The organism is Pseudomonas sp. (assembly GCF_028293835.1).
Classification (GTDB): Bacteria; Pseudomonadota; Gammaproteobacteria; order Pseudomonadales; family Pseudomonadaceae; genus Aquipseudomonas.
On the sequence record NZ_JAQGNX010000170.1, the window covers coordinates 56,895 to 78,791 of the forward strand.

Annotated in this window: 20 protein-coding genes; 13 read left to right on the top strand and 7 right to left on the bottom strand. The window is 57.8% G+C overall.

Annotation, left to right across the window (positions count from 1 at the left end):
• Positions 1-49 precede the first annotated feature (49 nt).
• A complete protein-coding gene (locus tag JWR17_RS22825; RefSeq protein WP_299835071.1) occupies positions 50-604 on the bottom strand; it encodes a fimbrial protein in 555 nt (184 codons plus the stop codon).
• A gap of 569 nt (positions 605-1,173) precedes the next feature.
• Between JWR17_RS22825 and kdpF the strand changes: the two genes are divergently transcribed.
• From kdpF to JWR17_RS22855, 6 genes are read left to right on the top strand one after another with little or no spacing between them, the layout of a single operon-like run.
• Positions 1,174-1,263 carry a K(+)-transporting ATPase subunit F gene (kdpF, locus tag JWR17_RS22830; protein WP_297835929.1) on the top strand — a complete coding sequence of 30 codons (90 nt, stop codon included), beginning with the start codon at positions 1,174-1,176 and terminating at the stop codon, positions 1,261-1,263.
• Between the two features lie 8 nt (positions 1,264-1,271).
• On the top strand, positions 1,272-2,966 hold the full coding sequence (gene kdpA / locus JWR17_RS22835; RefSeq protein WP_299835073.1) for a potassium-transporting ATPase subunit KdpA: 1,695 nt from the start codon (positions 1,272-1,274) through the stop codon (positions 2,964-2,966).
• A gap of 31 nt (positions 2,967-2,997) precedes the next feature.
• Entirely contained in the window at positions 2,998-5,058 is a 2,061-nt protein-coding gene (kdpB, locus tag JWR17_RS22840; RefSeq protein ID WP_299835340.1) for a potassium-transporting ATPase subunit KdpB, read from the top strand.
• 57 nt (positions 5,059-5,115) lie between these two features.
• Positions 5,116-5,676: a potassium-transporting ATPase subunit KdpC gene (kdpC, locus tag JWR17_RS22845; RefSeq protein WP_299835075.1), complete on the top strand. Its 561-nt coding sequence runs from the start codon at positions 5,116-5,118 to the stop codon at positions 5,674-5,676.
• 54 nt (positions 5,677-5,730) lie between these two features.
• Positions 5,731-8,388 (top strand): sensor histidine kinase KdpD, encoded by a 2,658-nt coding sequence (locus JWR17_RS22850; RefSeq protein WP_299835077.1) that lies wholly within the window; start codon positions 5,731-5,733, stop codon positions 8,386-8,388.
• A 49-nt stretch (positions 8,389-8,437) separates the two neighbouring features.
• Entirely contained in the window at positions 8,438-9,127 is a 690-nt protein-coding gene (locus tag JWR17_RS22855) for a response regulator (protein ID WP_299835079.1), read from the top strand.
• 80 nt (positions 9,128-9,207) lie between these two features.
• Here the strand turns inward: JWR17_RS22855 and JWR17_RS22860 are convergent, their stop codons facing one another.
• Positions 9,208-10,038 (bottom strand): TatD family hydrolase, encoded by an 831-nt coding sequence (locus JWR17_RS22860; RefSeq protein ID WP_299835081.1) that lies wholly within the window; start codon positions 10,036-10,038, stop codon positions 9,208-9,210.
• Between the two features lie 191 nt (positions 10,039-10,229).
• Here JWR17_RS22860 and JWR17_RS22865 point away from each other — a divergent pair, with 191 nt between their 5' ends.
• The 3 genes from JWR17_RS22865 to greB all read left to right on the top strand — a co-directional run bounded on the left by JWR17_RS22865 (position 10,230) and on the right by greB (position 12,851).
• Positions 10,230-11,672, top strand: a complete 1,443-nt coding sequence (locus JWR17_RS22865) for a transglycosylase SLT domain-containing protein (protein WP_299835083.1) — start codon at positions 10,230-10,232, stop codon at positions 11,670-11,672.
• A 338-nt stretch (positions 11,673-12,010) separates the two neighbouring features.
• Positions 12,011-12,319: a class I SAM-dependent methyltransferase gene (locus JWR17_RS22870; protein WP_299835085.1), complete on the top strand. Its 309-nt coding sequence runs from the start codon at positions 12,011-12,013 to the stop codon at positions 12,317-12,319.
• Positions 12,320-12,377: 58 nt separating this feature from the next.
• A complete protein-coding gene (gene greB / locus JWR17_RS22875) occupies positions 12,378-12,851 on the top strand; it encodes a transcription elongation factor GreB (RefSeq protein WP_299835086.1) in 474 nt (157 codons plus the stop codon).
• A gap of 4 nt (positions 12,852-12,855) precedes the next feature.
• On the opposite strand, the gene JWR17_RS22880 is transcribed toward greB, so the two are convergent.
• The 3 genes from JWR17_RS22880 to JWR17_RS22890 all read right to left on the bottom strand — a co-directional run bounded on the left by JWR17_RS22880 (position 12,856) and on the right by JWR17_RS22890 (position 17,137).
• Complete coding sequence (locus JWR17_RS22880) at positions 12,856-13,713, bottom strand: hypothetical protein (protein WP_299835088.1); 858 nt, start codon at positions 13,711-13,713, stop codon at positions 12,856-12,858.
• Between the two features lie 224 nt (positions 13,714-13,937).
• Entirely contained in the window at positions 13,938-16,454 is a 2,517-nt protein-coding gene (locus tag JWR17_RS22885) for an ABC transporter permease (RefSeq protein ID WP_299835090.1), read from the bottom strand.
• Positions 16,454-17,137: an ABC transporter ATP-binding protein gene (locus tag JWR17_RS22890; RefSeq protein ID WP_299835092.1), complete on the bottom strand. Its 684-nt coding sequence runs from the start codon at positions 17,135-17,137 to the stop codon at positions 16,454-16,456. The genes JWR17_RS22885 and JWR17_RS22890 overlap by 1 nt, the downstream gene beginning before the upstream one ends.
• Positions 17,138-17,147: 10 nt before the next feature.
• On the opposite strand from JWR17_RS22890, the gene JWR17_RS22895 reads away from it, so the two are divergent.
• The 3 genes from JWR17_RS22895 to JWR17_RS22905 all read left to right on the top strand — a co-directional run bounded on the left by JWR17_RS22895 (position 17,148) and on the right by JWR17_RS22905 (position 19,168).
• Positions 17,148-17,753 (top strand): arylesterase, encoded by a 606-nt coding sequence (locus JWR17_RS22895; RefSeq protein WP_299835094.1) that lies wholly within the window; start codon positions 17,148-17,150, stop codon positions 17,751-17,753.
• Between the two features lie 55 nt (positions 17,754-17,808).
• Complete coding sequence (locus JWR17_RS22900) at positions 17,809-18,102, top strand: hypothetical protein (protein WP_297839358.1); 294 nt, start codon at positions 17,809-17,811, stop codon at positions 18,100-18,102.
• 100 nt (positions 18,103-18,202) lie between these two features.
• On the top strand, positions 18,203-19,168 hold the full coding sequence (locus tag JWR17_RS22905; RefSeq protein ID WP_299835096.1) for a L,D-transpeptidase family protein: 966 nt from the start codon (positions 18,203-18,205) through the stop codon (positions 19,166-19,168).
• Positions 19,169-19,326: 158 nt separating this feature from the next.
• Here the strand turns inward: JWR17_RS22905 and oprI are convergent, their stop codons facing one another.
• On the bottom strand, positions 19,327-19,578 hold the full coding sequence (gene oprI, locus JWR17_RS22910) for an outer membrane lipoprotei OprI (RefSeq protein WP_002553018.1): 252 nt from the start codon (positions 19,576-19,578) through the stop codon (positions 19,327-19,329).
• A 667-nt stretch (positions 19,579-20,245) separates the two neighbouring features.
• Here oprI and JWR17_RS22915 point away from each other — a divergent pair.
• On the top strand, positions 20,246-20,527 hold the full coding sequence (locus tag JWR17_RS22915) for a GNAT family N-acetyltransferase (protein WP_299835140.1): 282 nt from the start codon (positions 20,246-20,248) through the stop codon (positions 20,525-20,527).
• Positions 20,528-20,667: 140 nt separating this feature from the next.
• Here the strand turns inward: JWR17_RS22915 and JWR17_RS22920 are convergent, their stop codons facing one another.
• A complete protein-coding gene (locus JWR17_RS22920; RefSeq protein WP_299835342.1) occupies positions 20,668-21,744 on the bottom strand; it encodes a 3-deoxy-7-phosphoheptulonate synthase in 1,077 nt (358 codons plus the stop codon).
• Positions 21,745-21,897: the final 153 nt, after the last annotated feature.

A 21,897-nucleotide genomic window follows, 5' to 3' on the forward strand; every position in this document is an offset into this window, starting at 1 on the left:
GTGTGACTGACCGGACGCGAATGGCGTACCGGTCAGGACAGGCTATGTATCAGTTGATAGCGACAACGAATGCCACATCGGCTTCAGCGGGGCCGGGGCTCACAGCTTCAGCGGTAGACCGGTAGTAGACATCGAAGCGCATGTCGGTTGGATCCTTTTCGGCCAAGTTGTATTCCGCGGACTCTGAGCCGTTGCCCAGGTTGGTTCCGCTCTTGTCTTTGATGACGGCAACCACGCCTTTGGCTGCGTCGGTGGTGGGCTTGAATGCGTAGTAAACACCGCTCGGATCAGCTGCACCGGTAAAGGTGACCCTGGCCGTTGAGTCAGGGGCAATAGTGCAACCACCGGCACCTGGAATGACTCGAAGAATAAAACCTTTACCGCCATATTCCTGACCCGCCGCAGTAAAACGGCTCGCTTCGACGCTGCCCATGTTCACGCGCCCGGCGCCCGGCGCGCCGGTTTCCGGATCAACAACTTCAATACCGCAACTGACTGCGGTGATCTTGCCCTGAAAGTTGATGGTGCCAGTGGTAGCAAAGACCGACGAGGCGAACAGCCCAAAGATCAGGCTTAGAGGAAGCGTAACTAATGTGTTTTTCATGCTCAAAGTCCTTCATTGAAAAAAATTGACAAGACCGGGTCCAATCCATGGCCTTGGCTACGATTATGCGTTTCATGATTAACGGAAAGGTCGCCACGTTCTCAAATCACGCTTTGCAGTGTGCAAGTAGAAGACGCTTTAAATCTGTGTAGAGCATCCTCTATTTGAAGCACGTAAAAATCATAGTCGTTATAAAAGGTTAGCGATATCGGATGCGTTCCTAAATTGTTGTAGGAGCGCTGACTGTATGGTTAAGGAAAAAAACTATACGGCGAAGGACAAAGTTGGTCGTCCTGTAGGATGTTTCGATAGTTTTATTGGAATTTCAGAATAGACGAAGTCGAAGTGGCTGAACATGTCCTGTATTAAATACAAGGTTGAAACGTGTATATACGACAAGCAGCGATTGAGCAATGAATGCTCGGATTTTGCCCCATGCACAACCGCACCTGACCATAGTCTTTACGTTTTCTTTATGCCCAGTCGCTATCGTCGATCTCGTTCCTTTACACCCTCCCTGCGGACAATAACCCCCACACGCGGCACTTGCCGCACGACGGAGAAATGTCATGAGCGTTCTGGACGGGGTGTCACTGCTGTTGGCAGCAGGGCTGTTCATTTACTTGATGGTGGCGCTGTTACGCGCCGACCAGCACTAGGAGCAGCCATGCACAGTTATGACTATCTACTGATTCTGGCTTTCTTTGCGCTGGTGCTGCTGCCCGCGCCGTGGCTGGGGCGTTTTTATTACCGGATCATGGAAGGTGAGCGCACCTTTCTGACACCGGTGTTGGGCCCTGTGGAGCGTGCATGTTATCGCTTGTCCGGGGTCGACCCGAAAATTGAACAAAACTGGAAAACCTACACCTTGGCGTTGCTCGCGTTTAACCTCGCGGGCTTTGTCGTGTTGTTCGCGATTCTGTTGTTCCAAGGCAACTTGCCGCTCAATCCGCAGCAACTGCCGGGCATGGAATGGTCGTTGGCGTTCAACACGGCCATGAGCTTCGTCACTAACACTAACTGGCAGAGCTACAGCGGCGAAGCCTCGCTCAGCTACTTGAGCCAGATGGTTGGCCTGACGGTCCAGAATTTCGTCAGCGCAGCCACCGGCATCGCGGTGCTGATCGTGTTCTGCCGGGGCATCAGCCGCCGCTCGACACAAAACCTGGGTAACTTCTGGGCCGACATGACCCGCGCCACCCTTTATGGGCTGCTGCCGTTGTGCCTGATCCTGGCGCTGTTTCTGGTGTGGCAGGGCGTGCCACAAACCTTCGCCCATTATATTGATGCCGTGACCTTGCAAGGCGCTGACCAAAGCTTGCCCATGGGGCCTGCCGCCAGCCAGATTGCGATCAAACAACTGGGCACTAACGGCGGTGGTTTCTTCGGCGTCAATTCGGCGCATCCATTCGAAAACCCTACTGCCTGGAGCAACCTGATCGAAGTGGTGTCCATCATCCTGATCCCGGTGGCGCTGGTGTTTACCTTCGGCCATTACGTCAAAGACATGCGCCAAAGCAAAGCGATGATGGCTTGCATGCTGACACTGTTTTTGATTGGCGGCGCTACCGCTCTATGGGCCGAATATCAGCCTAACCCGGCGCTGAACATTGCGTCGGTGGAGCAGACCGCGCCGCTTGAAGGCAAGGAAAGCCGCTTCGGCACCACCGCCACCGTACTCTGGGCCACGACCACTACCGCTGCGTCCAACGGTTCGGTCAACGGCATGCACGACAGCCTCAACCCGCTGACCGGCATGGTTGCGCTGGCGAACATGATGGTTGGCGAAGTGATCTTCGGCGGGGTCGGTGCCGGGATGTACGGCATGTTGCTCAACGTGCTGATCGCGGTATTCCTCGCCGGTCTGATGATCGGCCGTACTCCGGAATACCTGGGTAAAAAGCTGCAAGCGTATGAAGTCAAACTACTGGTCGCCACCTTGATGGTCATGCCCATTGGCGTGTTGGTCTTCGGCGCCCTGGCCGCAAGTCTGCCAGGTCCGGCGGGCGCCATCAGCAACCCTGGCGCACACGGTTTCAGTCAGCTGCTTTACAGCTACACCTCGGCCACCGCCAACAACGGCTCGGCGTTCGGTGGCTTCAGCGCCAACACGCTGTTTCACAACCTGATGCTCAGCCTGTCGATGTTCCTTGGCCGCTTCGGCTACATCCTTCCAGTGCTGGCACTGGCTGGCAGCCTGGCAGCGAAAAAGAGCGCACCGCTGGGCCTGAACAGCTTCCCGACCCACGGTACGTTGTTTGTCACATTGCTGACCATGACCATTTTGCTGGTGGGTGGCCTGACATTCCTGCCGACCCTGGCACTGGGACCGATTGCCGAACATTTGAGCATGGGCTTCTGAGGACTAGATGATGTCTATTTATAAAGATCATATGCAGACTCCTGTCGCAAAAACCGGTGCGCCCCACGATGCTCCGGATCCGGTAAAAACGGCGCTGTCGGCGTTGTGGCGTCCGGCTCTGATACAGGCGTTCGTCAAACTCGACCCCCGTCAGTTACAGCGGGCGCCGGTGATGTTGGTGGTAGAACTGACCGCCATTCTGACCAGTATTTTGTGTGTGATTCCTGACCCGGCGGTGCCCACCCCGGTCGCGGTGCAGATCGCTATGTGGTTGTGGTTCACCGTGCTGTTCGCCAATTTCGCCGAAGCTTTGGCCGAGGGGCGCGGCAAGGCCCGTGCTGACAGCCTTAAAGCCGGCAGCGAAGGCCTAAAGGCTCGTCGTCGTGACGAGAGCGGCAATTTTAAGGTAGTCAACGCCAGCAGCCTGCGCCGTGGCGATGTGGTCCGCGTCGATGCCGGGGAAATGGTCCCTGGCGACGGCGAGGTTATCGAAGGCATCGCAGCGGTCAACGAAGCAGCGATTACCGGCGAATCCGCCCCAGTGATTCGCGAGTCAGGCGGCGACCGTTCTGCCGTGACCGGCAATACACGCCTGGTGTCGGACTGGCTGTTGATCCGCATCACTGCCAACCCTGGCGAATCGACTCTTGACCGCATGATCGCACTGGTGGAAGGGGCCAAGCGGCAGAAAACCCCCAACGAAGTCGCGCTGGATATTTTGCTGATCGGCTTGACCCTGATCTTTCTGCTGGTGGTGGTCACCCTGCAACCCTTCGCCCGATTCTCCGGTGGCAGCTTGCCGCTGGTGTTTCTGGTAGCGCTGTTGGTGACCCTGATTCCTACCACCATCGGCGGCCTGTTATCCGCCATCGGTATCGCCGGCATGGACCGGTTGGTGCGCCTCAACGTGATTGCCAAGTCTGGCCGTGCAGTAGAGGCAGCGGGTGATGTGCACGTGTTGCTGCTGGACAAAACCGGCACCATCACCTTCGGCAACCGTCGCTGCACTGCGCTCTATGCGGCACCGGGGGTGACGGCTCTGGAGTTGGGCGAAGGTGCGTTGCTGGCCTCGCTGGCCGATGACACCGCCGAAGGTAAATCCATTGTCGAGTACTTGCGCGAACTGCACCCGATCAAAGAACCCGGCGCTGCATCGTTGACGCCAGTAACTTTCAGCGCCGAAACCCGTCTATCCGGGGTCGATTATCAAGGCCGTGTTTATCGCAAAGGCGCGGTGGATTCAGTGTTGGCTTTTGTCGACATGACCCGCAGTGACCTGATGCCAGCGCTGGCCCGGGAAGTCGATAAAATCGCCAAGACCGGTGGCACACCGTTGTTGGTGTGCATGGACGGCAAACTGCTGGGCGCGATTCACCTCAAGGACGTGGTCAAACCCGGTATTCGCGAACGTTTTGCCGAGCTGCGCAAGCTGGGGATTCGCACGGTAATGGTCACCGGTGACAACCCACTGACGGCCGCCGCGATTGCCGCTGAAGCGGGCGTCGATGACGTCCTGGCCGAAGCCACCCCGGAGAAAAAACTCGAACGGATTCGTCTCGAACAGAACGACGGGCGTTTGGTAGCCATGTGCGGTGACGGCGCCAATGACGCCCCGGCGCTGGCCCAGGCCGATGTTGGCATGGCGATGAACGACGGTACGCAAGCGGCGCGTGAGGCGGCGAACATGGTCGACCTCGACAGCGACCCGACCAAGCTGCTGGACGTGGTGCAGATTGGTAAAGAGTTGCTGGTGACTCGCGGCGCCCTGACGACGTTTTCCATCGCCAACGACGTGGCCAAGTATTTCGCGATTCTGCCCGCGCTGTTCGCCTCGATCTATCCGCAATTGGGGGTGCTGAACGTCATGCACCTGGCCAGTCCGCAGAGCGCGATCCTCTCGGCGATTGTCTTCAACGCCTTGATCATCGTCGTGCTTATCCCGCTGGCCCTGCGCGGCGTACGGGTGCAAGCGGCCAGTGCCGCTGCGCTATTGCGTCGTAACCTGCTGATCTACGGCCTCGGCGGAATTGTCGCGCCGTTCGTGGGGATCAAGCTCATCGACCTGCTGTTGACTGGGCTGCACCTGGTTTAAGTACATTATGCGTCACGCTCCATGGGCGTGACGTTCACCCTGATTGAGGATTCGATGATGTCGACTGTATTGCGTCCGGCCCTGAGCCTGATTGTGTTAATGACCCTGATCACTGGCGTGGCGTATCCGCTGGTGGTGACGGGGATCGCCCAAGTGGCGTTTCCCGCGCAAGCCAATGGCAGCCTGCTGTATGACAAGGCCGGCACGGTACGGGGTTCGGAACTGATTTCCCAGAACTTCACCGGCGATGGCTGGTTCCACTCGCGTCCGTCTGCCGGTGCATTTGCTACCGTTTCCAGCAGCGCAAGCAACCTGTCACCCAGCAATCCGGCGCTGGCTGCACGGGTTAGCGCAGATGTCGCCAAAGAAGCAGTGCCCGGCCAGGGCGCGGTGCCTTTATCCCTGTTAACCACTTCCGGCAGCGGCCTTGACCCACACCTGCCCCCCGAGGCTGTGGCCTACCAGGTGGCCCGCGTCGCCGCCGCCCGCAACGTATCCGTGGACACCGTGCAACGGCTGGTAAACGAAAATACCTACCGGCCACTGGTTGGCCCGCCGGTGGTCAACGTTTTGCTATTGAATCAAACGTTGATTGAGTTACCGTCAGCGCAGCTTTGAGGCGTTGGCAGACTGGACCTACAGGATTGTGTTGCACTGGATAAAGAGAACCCCATGAGTGATACCCGCCGCGCCGATGCTCTGTTAGCCGATCTGCCAAGGGACGGTCGTGGGCGGCTGAAGGTGTTTCTTGGCGCCGCGCCGGGGGTGGGCAAAACCTACGCCATGCTCCAGGCCGCCCATGCCCAACTTCGCCAAGGCTTGCATATTCTGGCGGGTGTGGTTGAAACCCATGGTCGTGCGGAAACCGAAGCCCTGCTCAATGGATTGCCCCAACAGCCGCTGCTGCGCTCGGAATACCGCGGCGTAACCCTCGAAGAAATGGACCTCGATGGCCTGCTTATGGCTGCGCCGAAGCTGGTACTGGTAGACGAACTGGCCCACAGCAATGCGCCAGGCAGCCGACACGCCAAACGCTGGCAAGATATACAAGAGTTGCTGGCCGCCGGGATTAACGTCTACACAACGGTCAACGTTCAACACCTGGAAAGTCTCAACGACCAAGTGCGCGGAATTACCGGGGTTCAGGTTCGAGAAACACTGCCTGACTGGGTGTTGCAGGAAGCCTACGAACTGGTGCTCATCGACCTGCCGCCACGGGAACTGCTGGAACGTTTGCGCGACGGCAAGGTGTATGTGCCTGAGCAAGCTCGGGCCGCCATTGATGCGTTTTTCACCCAAACCAACCTTACCGCTCTGCGGGAGTTGGCGATGCAGACGGCTGCGGCGCAAGTCGATGACGACCTGGCCCAGGGTTATCGTCAGTTGGGTCAGGCTGCGCCCGCTGTGCGCGGTCGTCTGTTGGTAGGCGTCGACGGTGATGCTCAAGCTGAACGGCTGGTGCGGCATGCCAGTCGTGTGGCCCAGCGTCGGCATCTGCCGTGGAGTCTGGTACATGTGGATAACGGCCGAGTCATCGATGAAGACGCGCGCATGCGCTTGCAAAATGCCCAGCAACTGGCCGAACGCCTGGGCGGCGAAGTGGTGCTGCTGCGCGCAGGCGAGGTGGCCAAAACCCTGATCCAACACGCGGCGGAACGGCGTGCCAGTCTGGTGCTGGTGGGGCAGTCGCGCCCTCGTTTGCGCAGGCGGTTGTTTGGCGGAGGGCTTGCGGCGCGCTTGCTGCAAGATGCTCACGGTCTGGAAATCAATGTTCTGGACAGCGAGGCGCAGCATGATCAGCCTCGCGCTCGTTCAGCGCGGGCGGTGGTCTGGTTCGACTATGGGTTGGCACTGATCGCGACGATCCTGGCCAGCGCGCTGGCATGGGCGGTGGCCAGCGTGTTGGCACTGCCGAACATCTCCCTGGTATTCCTCGCCGCCGTGCTGCTGGTGGCGGTGCGCAGTAGCCTGGGCCCGGCGTTGGCCTGTGCCGCGATGTCATTTTTGGCTTACGATTTTCTGTTCATTCCACCGACGTTCTCCCTGAGCATCCAGCGCGAAGAAGACGTGCTGACGCTGCTGTTTTTTTTATTGATGGCCGCCTTGACCGGTAACCTCGCGGCCCGTCAACGCCAACAACTGCAAGCGTTGCGCGATACTCAAGAAGAGACCAGCGAGTTGCTCGACCTGTCCCGCAAACTCACCGCCGCCACCGACCGACAAGCGATGTTAAGCGCCGCTGAACAGCACCTGAGTGGCTGGAAAGATCTGCACATTTGCCTAATGGATCGCGATGGCCAAGGCGGCTGGAAAGTTGAAGTCGGTGGCGCGCTGCAGCTGTCAGAGGCTGAGCGCGCGGCGGCTGATTGGGCCTGGCAACACGATCAGGCGGCAGGTATGGGCACCGGCACATTACCCTTGGGTCATTGGTGGTGGTGGCCATTGTCCATGGAGGAGGGGCCGTTGGCGTTACTGGGCGTTTGCCCTCACGAGGGTCAGTCCTTCTCCGACCAGCGTCGTCGCTTGTTGACGGCACTCAGTCAACCGCTGGCTCAGGCGCTGGCCCGAGCGCAGTTGGCAGAACAGCTGGAAGCCGCGCGCTTGCATGGTGAAACCGAACAACTGCGCAGTGCCTTGCTGGCGTCGGTGTCCCACGACTTACGCACGCCACTGACTGCCATGCGCGGCAGCATCGACAGCCTGTTGGCGTTGGGCGAAGCAATCCCGCTGGAAGACCGTCATGAGTTGCTGGAAGGCACGCGGGACGAAGCGGAGCGTCTGGATCGCTATATTCAAAACCTGTTGGACATGACGCGCCTGGGTCATGGCGCGTTGAAATTGGCTCGGGACTGGGTCGCGCCCGGCGATATCGTCGGCAGTGCGCTCAATCGTCTGCGGGCGGTCATTGCGCCGTTGCAGGTCAGTACCCAGGTGCCGCAGGAGTTGCCGCTGTTGTATGTGCACGCGGCATTGATCGAACAAGCGTTGGTTAACGTACTGGAAAACGCGGCGCGATTCTCACCGCCGCACGGCCGATTGCAGGTGAGCGCGGGCATCAACGACAGCGAGCTGTTTTTCTCGGTAGGTGACGAAGGCCCCGGTATTCCCGAAGCCGAACGGGCGAAAATTTTCGACATGTTTTACACCGCTGCCCGAGGAGACCGTGGCGGGCAAGGCACCGGGCTGGGTCTGGCGATATGTCTGGGCATGGTCGGCGCACACGGTGGGCGAATCAGCGTCGCGGAGGGCATCGAGGGCCGGGGCACCTGCATTACCCTGTACCTGCCGCTACAAACACAACCCGAAGCCGAATTGGAGCACACGCTCTGATCCTGCATTGCGTTACGCTCAGCGCTTCATTTGATATGGCAAGACGACCATGAGTCAGACCTCGACCATTCTGGTGATCGACGATGAACCGCAGATTCGAAAATTCCTGCGCATCAGCCTGGTTTCTCAAGGCTACAAAGTGCTGGAAGCGGGAACCGGTAGCGAAGGGCTGAGCCAGGCGGCATTGAACAAACCTGATTTGTTGGTGCTCGACCTCGGGCTGCCGGACATGGACGGCCAAGAGGTGCTGCGTGAGTTTCGCGAATGGTCGACGGTGCCAGTGCTGGTGCTCTCGGTGCGCGCCAGTGAGGGACAGAAAGTCCAGGCGCTGGACAGTGGCGCCAATGATTACGTGACCAAACCGTTCGGCATTCAGGAATTTCTTGCACGGGTTCGGGCGTTATTGCGGCAGGCACCCAGCGGCGAACAACAAGAAGCCGCTTTGGTGTTCGGCCCGCTGACCGTCGACCTGGCGTATCGCCGCGTGCTGTTGGACGGCGCCGAGGTGGGCCTGACCCGCAAGGAATATGCGGTGCTGGCGCAACTGGCGCGACATCCGGGGCGAGTGATTACCCAGCAGCAGTTGCTCAAGGACATCTGGGGACCGACCCATACTGAAGACACTCATTACCTGCGCATCGTCGTCGGGCATTTACGCCAGAAGCTGCTTGACGACCCCGCCACCCCGAGGTTTATCGTGACTGAAGCGGGGGTTGGGTATCGATTGTTGGAGCGTTGAAACGGCGTTTAAGTCCTGCGGTGCTGCTTATATCGCCAACACGTTGGCTCCTGCAGGGGATTTGTGCAGTGCTGGAAGAATCATTCGCGGATGTCGTCAGGCAGATCAACCACAACCGGCAACCCAAAAAACGCCCGGGCGCAGTCGGTGGTGTGCGCGGCGACATCTTCCAGGCTTTCCCCTCGATGCAGCGCTACTTCGCGCAGTACTTCCGGTAGGTAAGCCGGTTCGTTTCGGCCGTTTTTTGGTTTCGGCCTCAAGCTACGTGGCAGTAGGTACGGCGCGTCGCTTTCCAGCATCAGCCGTCCCCGTGGAATGTCTTTCACCAAGGGATGCAAATGCGTGCCGCGTCGCTCATCACAAATCCAACCGGTGATGCCGATGTGCAGGTCTAGGTCAAGGTAGCTGAACAACGCCCGTTGCTCGCCGGTGAAACAATGCACCACCAAGGCAGGCAGGCGATCTCGGTAGTCGCGGAGTATCTCCAGCAAACGCTGATTGGCATCGCGCTCATGCAGAAACACCGGCAGTTGCAGGTCGACGGCCAACGCCAAATGTTCCTCCAGCACCTTCTCCTGTTGCGAACGAGGGGAGAAGTCGCGATTGAAATCCAGACCGCATTCACCCACGGCGCGAACCCGATCCTCGTTCAATAAAGCACGCAACTGGCGTTCGCTATTCGACGTCCAGTCGCTGGCCGAGTGAGGGTGGATGCCCGCGGTGGAAAACAGCCGCTGAGCGGAGTCATCGAGCCTGTGACATAACTCTAACGCCTGCTCGCTGCTCTCGACGTGGGTCCCGGTGAGCAGCAATTGAGCGACGCCCGATTGGTAAGCGCGGTCGAGGACCGCCTGCTCTTTATTGGCGAAGCTGGAATTGGTCAGGTTGACGCCGATGTCGATGAGTTGCATGGTGCTACCTCAAGCCGAAGGCTGAAGAGAATATCAGACCTGGCCCGATATCAAAAAAACTCAGCTGGTACAGCTGGTTGGAACACTCTGTTGAAGTGCTTTGCGAGTTGAGCCGGAAAAATCATCCGCTTCGACGCCAGGCTCTCAACGTTTTGCGGCTTATGTTTTGGCTTGCATTCCCTGGAAAGCGGATGACGCGACCCACGTTTTTGATCGTATTTTGTGCATTGGCATTGCTGCCGTTGCCAGCACTCGCGCGACTGACGGGACCGCCAGTGGTGGTGAAAAAAAGTCAGGTGCGGGACCTGTCGGCGATTCGCAGCAGTAAAGTCTTGCGCGTCCTGGTCAACCAAAGTCGTAACAGCTCGGGGCAAGTCCAGGGCGAACAAATCGGTGTCGAGTATCACCGGTTAAGTGCGTTCGAGCAGTACCTTAATGGCCACTCCCGCGATGGCCAGCAGTTGACACTCAAGATCATCCCTAAATCCAAGGATCAGTTACTGGCCGCTTTGCAGCGTGGAGAAGGCGATCTGGTGGCCCCCGGTGAAATTCTCGACACCAGTGCCGCCCGGGGCATTGATGCCAGTGAGCCAATTACCAGCCACGTCCCGCTGATTGTGGTGGGTATAAAAGGCGAGCGCGGTTTCAAGCATGTCGAGCAGTTGTCGGGGCGGACCGTCGCCTTGACCACCGGCAGCGCCGCTGACGAAGCCGTGCACCAACTGAACCAAACGCTGGCGTTGCGCAAACTGCCACCGGTCAATATCGAATGGGTCGACCCCAGCCTCGCCGTCGAAGACGTGCTGGAGATGGTTCAGGTCGGCGTTTATCACTTGACGGTGGTGGAGCAACCGATTGCCGAGCGCTGGTCCAAGGTCATGCCGAAGCTGCGTGTGGACCGCTCGCTGATGCTAAGCAATAGTGGTGACATGAACTGGTACGTGCGCCACGACGCGACGATGTTGCGCGCCAGCATCGACCGTTTCCTCAAGCAATATCAAGTGCCCTCCGACGAAAACCTGGCGTTTGAAAAGGCTTATCGCGGCCTTTATCAACTGCACTACCCCTTAGCCACCGAGGACCGCCAGCGCCTGGAAAAACTGCGGCCAGTGTTGCAGCGTTGTGCTGACCAACAAGGGATGGACTGGTTGAACCTGGCGGCGCTGGCGTTCAAGGAATCAGCCCTGAACCCCGGTATCAGGGGCGGTGGCAACGCTACCGGGTTACTGCAAATAACCCCTTCGGCAGCGCAACGGGTCGGGGTCGATGACATTCATAACGTCGACGGCAACGTTCTGGCCGGTGCGAAATATCTGGCGCTGATTCGCCGTAAATTTTTCTCCAGTTCCAGGTTCAACGAGCGTGAACGGATGGCGTTTGTGATGGCTGCGTACAACCTGGGCCCCGAGCGGGTCCAGACCATGCGGGAGGAAGCGCGGCGCCGGGGCTTAAATCCGTACCAGTGGTTTTTTCAGGTTGAACGCGTCGCAGCCGAGCAGGAAGGGCCCGGTGTTGTGAGCTACGTTAACAGTGTCAATAAATACTATTTAGCGTTCGATCGCGAGCGGGGCTCTCTGGAAGGTCCTGTGCCCGCGCCGCCTCAGAAAAAGTCCGCTTCGCAAAACAGTCGGTAAACGCGATTATCATTGACTCAGTACTGTCCGGCCAGTTCGCTGTAGGAGCCAACGTGTTGACGAGGCGGGATACCTGAACCAACGGATCCAGGTCCTCGCCAACACATTGAACGGGTCAAGTTCAGCCAGACAAACCGAGATCCCATTGACAGTAACTGTGCGGCATCTCTAGGATGCTGCCCATGCGCCGATTTAAACAGCTACTTGCGGGGCGCAAGGCAAGGACGAGATCCATGCCTGTCTGAAGTCCGAAGCGACTTCTAAATACCGCTAAAGCGCTGGTTCGGTGTTGCCTCTCACCGCTGCCCAGCGGGATTTTTGAGGCTGAGACAAACACCATGAGTAATCCGCGTCCCCTGATTCGCTTATCACCCTTCACTTCGCCCCTGACTCGGCGTAATCCCAGAATCCTGCTGGGTGGTTCGCACCAGCCGACGCTGCTGCGCTACCTCGAAGGTTGGCCCAAGCGAAACGGCAAACCCGCTGCTTTCCTGATCCAGTTTATCGACCAGCACGATTCCCTCGCCAAATTCGCCAACGATCGTTTCGACATCGCGGTGGTGCAAGCGCCAAGCGCCGATAACGCCGAACTATTCATCAAGCACCTGACACGTATCGCCCGCCAAGGATTGATAACCCGACGCTGAGTGCAGATGACTGTTTTGACACGCGCCCAAACGAACCCGGAATAAAGCGAGCGATCCATTGAGCACGAAGATCATTACGAAGGAAGGTCATGAGGCGCTGAAGCAGGAGCTTGATTATCTTTGGCGAGTCAAACGCCCGGACACCACGCAGAAAGTCACGTGGGCTGCATCGTTGGGTGATCGAAGTGAAAACGCCGACTATCAATACAATAAAAAATTGCTTCGGGAGATAGACCGTCGCGTGCGCTATTTGCGCAAGCGCCTGGAAGACATGCGCGTGGTGGAGTACTCACCCGAGCAAGAAGGCCGGGTCTTTTTTGGTGCCTGGGTCGAAATCGAAAACGAGGAGGGTGAAACCAAGCGCTTTCGCGTGGTGGGTTACGACGAGATTTATGGCCGGATGGACTACATCTCGATCGATTCGCCCATGGCCCGCGCCTTGCTCAAAAAAGAAGTCGGCGACGATGTGATCGTGCCGACCCCAGCAGGTGAAATGAGTTGGTGGATAAACGTGATCGAATACCCGAAATAATACGCTATGAAGTTAAAGCGCGAACCAGACAGGCATGCAGGCAGTTTTTCACAATCGAGCTGCGCAGGGTCCAATCGGTATTGATGATGTAAAAGCCCTGGATGTAACTGTTCTCGTCTATGGATTCGAACCATTCATCTATGGCCGGACTAAAGTCGTCAGGGGCGATGACGTATTTGGCGCACTGAATGGAGCGCAGATAATAATCCGACTTCCTTTCGCCCGCGTGCGTATCCATAAACGCCTTCAACCTATCCGTACTCGGAAAGTTCTCGCCTATCCATTGTTGATGAACGCTCGGCCAATAAAGCGGGGAATTACGGCGAGATTTAGCCACCACGATATTTTTACCGGGATGGTTGTACCAGATTTTACTGACGCTTAACTCCCGCAGGTTCCAGGGGATCATTCGGCGGCCAATGCTGTGGGTTATTAACTCATCAAGCTCAATGTGCGCCTCCTGCGTGAAATTTTGCAGAGTATGGAAATCCAGAATGATGATTTCCCTTGCGGTATCACCGGCTCTTTCGACCCCCCAGAGAAAATCATTGAGTGGCTTAAATATGTCCGTCGCCAGGTTTCTCCCGGTAAAGGTCAGGTGAAAGAGTTGGAAGCGCTTCGGATCGCCTGGGGCATAATCCGGGCAGAATTCTACCCGTAAGTCGAGTACACGGACGCCGCCCTTTAGTTGATCGAAAGGGGAGACATCCTGTGTTGTTTCAATAAAGAAACCACCTGGTGATTGCTTGTCTGCGGCAGAGTCATGAGAGCCGGGAAGGATCAGTTGGTCGATGCGGAGTGTGGCGAACGCAGCGTTTTTTCCCATCCAGCTATGGGGACGTGTATCGGGGTGAATGTTCATTATTATTCAATCATCCATGATTGGGGTTTTTAAACAGCTAGGAGGTTGTTTTTCGGGCAGGAAGTACCTGCCGTTTGCAACTCATCAAAGTTTATTCAAACAGCTGAAAACATCAATCAATCCCGCGTAGGAATTGGCGTCTGGTGACGGCGCCTGGTCAGCGCTGGTTGTAGTCCGGGGGGGGGCAGGATTCCCTCCCGGATAACGACGGTCTCGCGCTTGCGTCAGCCGTCTCGCAGCACGGTCAAAGGGCTGACATTCAGCGCCCGGCGGGTGCCGAACACGCCTGCGCCGCCCACCAGCGCCGCGCCAATGGCTGGCAATAAAAGTAACCAGACATGCGGGTGCCACTGCAGGTCGAAGGCATAGCGGTACAGCCCAAAACTCACCAGCTCACAGCCCAGCGCGGCCAGCACGCCGCTGGCTGCGCCGAGTAAACCGAACTCGATGCGCCGCGCCTTGATCAATAACGCCCGTTCCGCACCCAGCGCACGGAGCAGGGCGCCTTGGCGGATACGCTCATCCAGGGTGGCTTGCAAGCCGGAGAACAACACCGCAAGGCCCGCTGCAAGGACGAATAACAACACATATTCCACGGCTATCGTCACTTGGGCGAGAATGCTGCGCAGTTGCTCCAGCAACGCTTCGACCTGAAGGATGGTGACTGCCGGAAACGCCCGGGACAGGTCAACAATTTGTTGGTCGTTACCGGGTGCCAGATAGAAACTGGTCAGGTAAGTGGTGGGCAGGTCCTTCAAAGTGCCCGGTTGGAAAATCATGAAGAAATTTGGCTGAAAGTTGTCCCAGTTGACGTCGCGCAGGCTGGTGACCTGCGCCTGGCGGGTAATGCCGCCTACCACGAAACTCATGTGGTCGCCCAGCTTGAGCTTGAGGCTTTCAGCCAGTTTTGATTCCACCGACACACCGGGAAGCGTGTCGGGAGCAGCGGGGTCAACAGTGCCGTTCCACCACGTTCCGGCGCTCAGACGGTTGCCTTGGGGCATGTCTGCGGCCCACGTCAAACTGAGGTCACGTTCAGTCGCGTTTTCGCCACGGGAATCTTTGCTGACGATGTTGCGCACTGGCTCGTCGTTAATGCTGATCAGGCGCCCCGGTATGATCGGATACAGCGGCGAAGCATGGGTCGAGAGACTGGCCATGCGCTCGCTGAAGCCGTCTTTGTCCCCCGGCAGGATGTTCAGCACAAAATAATTGGGTGCGTCTTTGGGCAGCTGGTTTTGCCAGGTGTCGAGCAATTCACCGCGGAGTAAGGCAATCAGCGCCATGGACAGCAGGATCAGTCCGAACGCCAGGGTTTGCCCTGCAGCAGCCAGCGGGTGGCGCAGCAGTTGACCCAAACCCAGCCGCCATGGCAGCGAAGCACTGGCCAGCAGCCGGCGCAGGCTTTGCAACGCGACGAGTAGCAAACCGCCCAATACCACTGCGGCGATAATGCCACCGCCGAGTAAGGCGAAGGTCAGAACAAGGTCGAGGCTCAGGCGCCACATGATCAGGCCCAACGCGAACAACGCGGCGCCATACACCAGCCAGGAACTGGCTGGAATCGGCAGCATGTCCCGACGCAATACCCGCAACGGCGGAACGCGGCCCAAGGCAGCCAACGGTGGCAAGGCGAAACCGGCAAGGGCCACAAGGCCCGTGCCGATACCGGCGATAGCGGGCAGTAACCCTCCAGGCGGAACCGCGGCCGGCAGCAAATCATGCAGCAGTGCGAACAGGCCCAATTGCGCAAGCCAGCCTAATAGCGCACCACTGAGGCTGGCCAAAATCCCGAGTATTGCCAATTGCAGGCTGAACAACAGCAGCGCTTCTGCCCGCGACAAACCGAGGCAACGCAGCAGCGCACTGGCGTCGAAACGCCGAGCGGCAAAGCGTGTGGCAGACAACGCCACCGCCACGCCAGACAACAGCACCGCCACCAGGCTGGCCATGTTCAAGTAACGCTCGGCCTTGCCCAGCGCACCGCCGATCTGCCGGTTGCCGTCCCGGGCATCTTGCAGGCGTTGATTGGCTGCAAGCCCTGGGGTTATTTGTTGACGATAGGCCTCCAGTGACTCATGGCTGCCGCGCCACAGCTCCTTGTAGCTGACCCGGCTACCCGGCTGCACCACGCCGGTAGCGGCCAGGTCTGTCAGGTTGATCATGACTCTGGGCGTAAGGCTGTAGAAATTCCCGGCGCGGTCGGGTTCGTAAGTCAGCACCCGGCTCAGGCGCAGGGTTTTTGAGCCAACGTCGATGGTGTCACCGACTTTCAGATTCAATGCGGCAAACAAACGTGACTCGGCCCAGGCTTCACCCGGTTGCGGTCTGCCGCCGGCCTCTTCGGTTTGATAGGGGGCCGCCGCACTTTTCAGCTCACCGCGTAACGGGTAACCCTCGTCCACTGCTTTGACGCTGGCCAACTGAATACCCGCGTCGGTGGCGATCACGCTGGAAAACTCGATGACCCGGGCGTGGTCCAGCTTCAGCGGTCTGCCAGCGTCCACCTGCGCCGGGAGTGCCGGGCTGGTGCCTTCGAGAATCAAATCGGCGCCCAGGAATTCGGTGGCACGTAGCAGCATGGCGCCGTTCAGGCGGGCACCGAAGTAACCGATGGCAGTGCTTGCCGCCACGGCCACCAGCAAGGCAAAGAACAACACCCGCAACTCCCCGGCACGTGCATCACGCAGGAGTTGGCGGGTAGCGAGGCTCAGCAGACGAAGGAACGGCAAACGGGCCATCAAGGCTCCAGAGGGGCGACCAATCGGCCACCTTCAAGACGGATCAGGCGTCGGCAACGATGGGCCAGACGTTCGTCATGGGTCACCAATACCAACGTCGTGCGGCGCTCCTTGTTCAGTTCGAACAACAGATCGCTGATCCGTTCACCGGTGTGGCTGTCGAGATTCCCGGTGGGTTCATCGGCAAACAGTACGTCGGGGTCAGCAGCGAAGGCGCGGGCAATGGCAACCCGCTGCTGCTCGCCGCCCGACAGCTGACGGGGCGAATGGGTCAAGCGTTGGCCCAGACCGACCCGCTCCAGCAATAGGCGGGCCTGTGCACGGGCGTCTTTGCGGCCTTCTAGTTCCATGGGCAACATGACGTTTTCCAGCGCATTAAGGCTGTCGAGTAGCTGAAAAGACTGGAACACGAAACCCACGTGTTCGGCACGCACCCGTGCGCGCTGGTCTTCATCCAGCTCGCCCAGATTGCGCCCCGCCAAGGTCACGGTGCCGGCGCTCGGCAGGTCGAGCCCGGCAAGCAAGCCGAGGAGGGTAGATTTACCGGAACCGGAGGCGCCGACGATTGCCAAACTGTCACCCCTGTTCAGTTCCAGGGACAGTTCGTGCAGGATAGTCAGGTCACCTTCCGTGCTGGGGACCACTTTGCTGAGGTTCCAGGCACTAAGAATACTTTCGCTCATGGAGAATCCGATGCGTGCGTGGCTTTTAAGTGCTGGCCTGGGTTTACTGCTAATTGCTCAAGGGGCGGCGGCGGGCACGGTACTGATCGTTGGCGATAGTATCAGCGCAGCTTTCGGACTGGATACCCGCCTGGGGTGGGTATCGTTGCTGGATCAGCGTCTGCAGAAAGAGGGTATTGCCGATAAAGTGATCAATGCTTCGATTAGTGGCGACACCAGTGCCGGTGGCCAAGCGCGGCTGCCAGCGCTGCTTGCAGAGCATAAACCGCAGTTGGTCATCCTCGAATTGGGCGGTAACGATGGCCTCAGAGGGCAGCAGCCAGCTAATTTGCAACAAAATCTTGCGTCGATGATCGACGCCTCTCGGGCGGCGGGGGCCAAGGTCCTGTTGTTAGGCATGCGCATTCCGCCCAATTACGGCCCGCGGTATACCGAGGCGTTCGCGGCGGTGTACGGCAATCTGGCCCAAGAGAAAAAAGTGCCGCTGGTGCCGTTCTTTCTTGAGGGGGTGGGCGGTATCCCGGAATTGATGCAAGCGGACGGTTTGCACCCTGCGGTCGCCGCTCAGGGCAAGTTGCTGGACAATGTCTGGCCAACGCTGAAACCACTGCTTTGACACTGTTCTAACGGCGGGCTTTGGGCTAAGGTGTCGCCCCGATTTGGAGCCCCCGATGCCGCGTCCCGCCTGGTCTTTATTTGCTTATCAATTGATCGAACCTGACGACCAGCTTGACCTGTTCGCGTGTCAGGAGGTTCGGGTGCATCTGGTTGCGCGCCAACTCGAGTTAGGCGGCACCATTGACCGCACGCTGTGCGGCACCCTGCTGCCTGCTCAGCCGCGCTGGTTAGGCGTAAATCGGGTCAGGCTGCGGGACGAGCGCCTTTGTTCCTTGTGCCGAGCGATCCTGGAGGCGCAAAAACGTGGCACGCGGCCCATCTGGCCAGAGTTACGTTTCAGTCAATAAATCGGTTTCAGCCAGTAAATCGTTAGGCACCTCCCGATTATTGGGGCGGCGGTGTACAATCGCGCTACTTTTTTCATCGCATAGACCAAGGATTTTCCGGATGTTGTCGCGCATTCCTGCCGTCGCCCGCTGTTTTTCCCTTGCTGCGCTTTGTGCGGCGGGTCCTGTTGCTGCGTTAGAATTCCCGTTGCCGCCCCCAGGGGAAGACGTCGTAGGTCAGGTGCAAACCGTCACCGCTAAATACGAAGATACCTTTGCCGACCTTGGAACTCAGTACGACCTGGGCTATCTAGAAATGATCGCGGCCAACCCAGGGGTTGACCCATGGTTGCCCGGCGCAGGTACACAAATCGTATTGCCCACCCGTTTCGTGCTGCCCCCCGGCCCGCGGGAAGGGATTGTCATCAACATCGCCGAGTACCGTCTCTACTATTACCCAAAGGGTAAAAACGTAGTGGATACCTACCCGATCGGCATCGGTCGTGAAGGCTGGGGCTCGCCGGTTGCAATCACCAAAATCACCGCAAAAACCCCCAATCCAACCTGGACACCGCCAGCCTCGGTCAAGGCCGAACATTTGGCTGACGATGATCCGCTGCCAAACGTAGTACCGGCAGGACCGGATAATCCGCTGGGTCCGTTCAAATTCGGTCTTGGTTTGCCGGGTTACCTGATCCACGGGTCGAACAAAAAATTCGGCATTGGCATGCGCACCAGCCACGGCTGCTTCCGCATGTACAACAACAACGTGCTGGAGCTGGCGGGCATTGTGCCGATAGGAACTACCGTGCGGATCATGAGCGAGCCTTACAAGTTCGGCATCAGCGGCGGCAAGGTGTACCTGGAGGCGCATACTCCATTGGACGGAAACGGCGACCCTTCTGCCACCGATAAGCACACCGTGGTGATCAACGCCTTGCTCAAACGTGAGGACCTGGCGCCCAACCTGCAGATAAATTGGGATGTAGTACGGGACGTGACCGCTGCTGAAAATGGCATGCCGGTTGAAATTGCAGTGCCAGGGGGCAGCGCAGTCGTTTCGGGTGTTCAAAGCAACGTGCAGTAGATCGATCCGGCGGGAGCCCGTTTGTGTAACCTTGATGAGAATCGAGGTTGCCTGGACGGGTTTTTTATTGCCTGTAATACCCTTGGCTTACATAACGCAGCGGCCATAAAAAAGCCGACCCAAAACGCGGTCGGCTCATTAATAATCTCGAAAGATTATTACTTGCGGCTTGCCTTGTCCAACATACGCAGAGCGCGCTCGTTGGCTTCGTCAGCAGTTTGCTGAGCTTTTTGAGCAGCAGCCAAAGCTTCATCAGCCTTACGGTAGGCTTCATCGGCACGGGCTTGCGAACGAGCTGCTGCGTCTTCAGTAGCAGTCAGACGAGCTTCGGTTTCTTTTGATACGCTGCTGCAACCGGTGGCCAAAACTGCAGCCAGAGCCAGAGCAGAGAATTTCAGAACGTTGTTCATCGTGTTCCCCTTAAAGGACTTTCTAAAAATGGTCATCTCTCGAAGGTGAGAAAATGACCGGCGTACATACTACCCATTGTTTGTAGTAAGTAAACTGAGGAAGCGCAAGAAGCAGATAAAATTCTTCAGGGTTTGAAACTGTTGCATCAAACTTCTCAAGCCCTGCATGAAAATATCCATCGGCCTCACACCAACTTTACTACGCCTTGCCAAAAGCAGGACCAGGCTCGAACGCGCCGTGTCCGGCGACTAAAAATGATAGTCGATTTAATGCACAGTCTATTGAGTACGCTACGCGGCGATTGTTCCACAGCTGACACAGACCCATGAATTTACGTCCCTTTACGCGGCTTTTTTCCTGGGCAGAAGGTGACTTCTGAATGCTTGGCGCGTCTCAATCCCAGCGTCCGGCAAAGCGCCTGAAAGTAATCCCCCTATTAGCCAGTGTATTTATGACAAATGTAATGTGGATCGCGACTTTTTGTCGGACCTTCTTCCGCGCAGCTTGAGTAAATACGCCGATGACGCCTACTATTCGGGAGTGCTTGTGTTGGCCCGTAACCGGTTTGTCCGGCGTCCAAAACCGGCATAGGTGGCGTAGAGGTTCCTTCGCCGGACAAACATCGGTAAGGTACAGGTCTAATTTCAAGACCCGCGAGGAATAGTGATGAGCGAGGCGTTGTCCATCCAGCATGACCAGACCGGTCATCAATTTGAGACCACTGTGGACGGTTACCGGGCCTATCTGACCTACATGGATTTGGGAAAGCAGACGCTTGATATCTATCGGACCTTTGTGCCCAACGAACTCAGAGGTCGAGGCATTGCTGCGGCATTGACCGAGCAGGCGCTCGCCTACGCAGACAGCATGGGCTACACGGTGATTCCTTCCTGCTCTTACGTCGAGCGCTACATGGAACGCAATCAGCGACTCATGGCGAAAATCTGAACAGCTTCATTGCCGCTAGTTCCAAGGCAGCAGTTATAGTCGTAACGAAAAACGCCGAGCATATGCTCGGCGTTCCTTTATGTATTAAGTGGCGATATTAAAGGGCTGTATTAAGAAGCCGCATCAGCCGGCTTAAACGATTAGCCCCGTTGACGCTTAGGTAATACGTCCTTGAGTTTCGCGTGCATGCTGCGAAGGGTTTTCTCTGTGCTTTCCCAGTCGATGCAGGCGTCGGTGATCGAAACGCCGTACTGCAGATCAGCCAAATCTTTGGGAATTGATTGAGCGCCCCAATTGATGTGGCTTTCGACCATCAGGCCGATAATCGACTGGTTGCCTTCGAGAATCTGATTGGCAACGTTCTCCATCACCAACGGTTGCAGTGCAGGGTCCTTGTTGGAGTTGGCATGGCTGGCATCAACCATGATGTTGGGACGAATGCCGGCCTTGTTCAAGGCCTGCTCGCACAAGGCGACGCTGACCGAGTCATAGTTCGGCTTGCCATTGCCGCCGCGCAACACCACGTGGCCGTAGGCGTTACCTTTGGTGGTAACGATGGACACGCCGCCTTCCTGGTTGATGCCCAGGAAGCGATGGGGGCTGGAAACGGACTGCAAGGCGTTGATAGCAACCGTCAGGCCGCCATCAGTTCCATTTTTGAAGCCCACCGCTGACGATAATCCGGAAGCCATTTCACGGTGGGTTTGCGATTCTGTAGTGCGCGCGCCGATGGCCGACCAACTGATCAGGTCCTGCAAGTATTGCGGAGAGATCGGGTCAAGCGCTTCGGTAGCGGTTGGAAGGCCCATTTCAGCCAGATCCAGCAATAGCTGACGACCGATGTGCAAGCCGTCTTCGATCTTAAACGAGTCGTCCAGATACGGGTCGTTGATCAGGCCTTTCCAGCCGACGGTGGTGCGTGGCTTTTCGAAATAGACACGCATGACCAGGTACAACGTGTCGGACACTTCAGCGGCCAGCGCCTTGAGGCGATTGGCGTAGTCGTGGGCCGCTTTGATGTCGTGGATCGAACACGGGCCGATCACGATGAACAGGCGGTGGTCCTTGCCATCGAGAATATTGCGGATAACTTCGCGGCCTTTGGTCACCGTGTGCAGGGCAGCGTCGGTGAACGGGATTTCGCGCTTGAGCTGATCAGGCGTGATCAGGGTCTCGTTAGAGGAAACGTTGAGGTCGTCAATCGGTAAATCAGCCATCGTGTTACTCATCAGGTCACGGGTGCTGGCCGCCAACGATCCCCGTGCGGCGGAGCCGAGCATGATTGAGCGCGACGGGGTAGGAACCTTAGCGCGTTACCCGGTTGTTCGACAATGGGCAAACGCGGGTTTATGCCGTATTGGCAAGCTAAT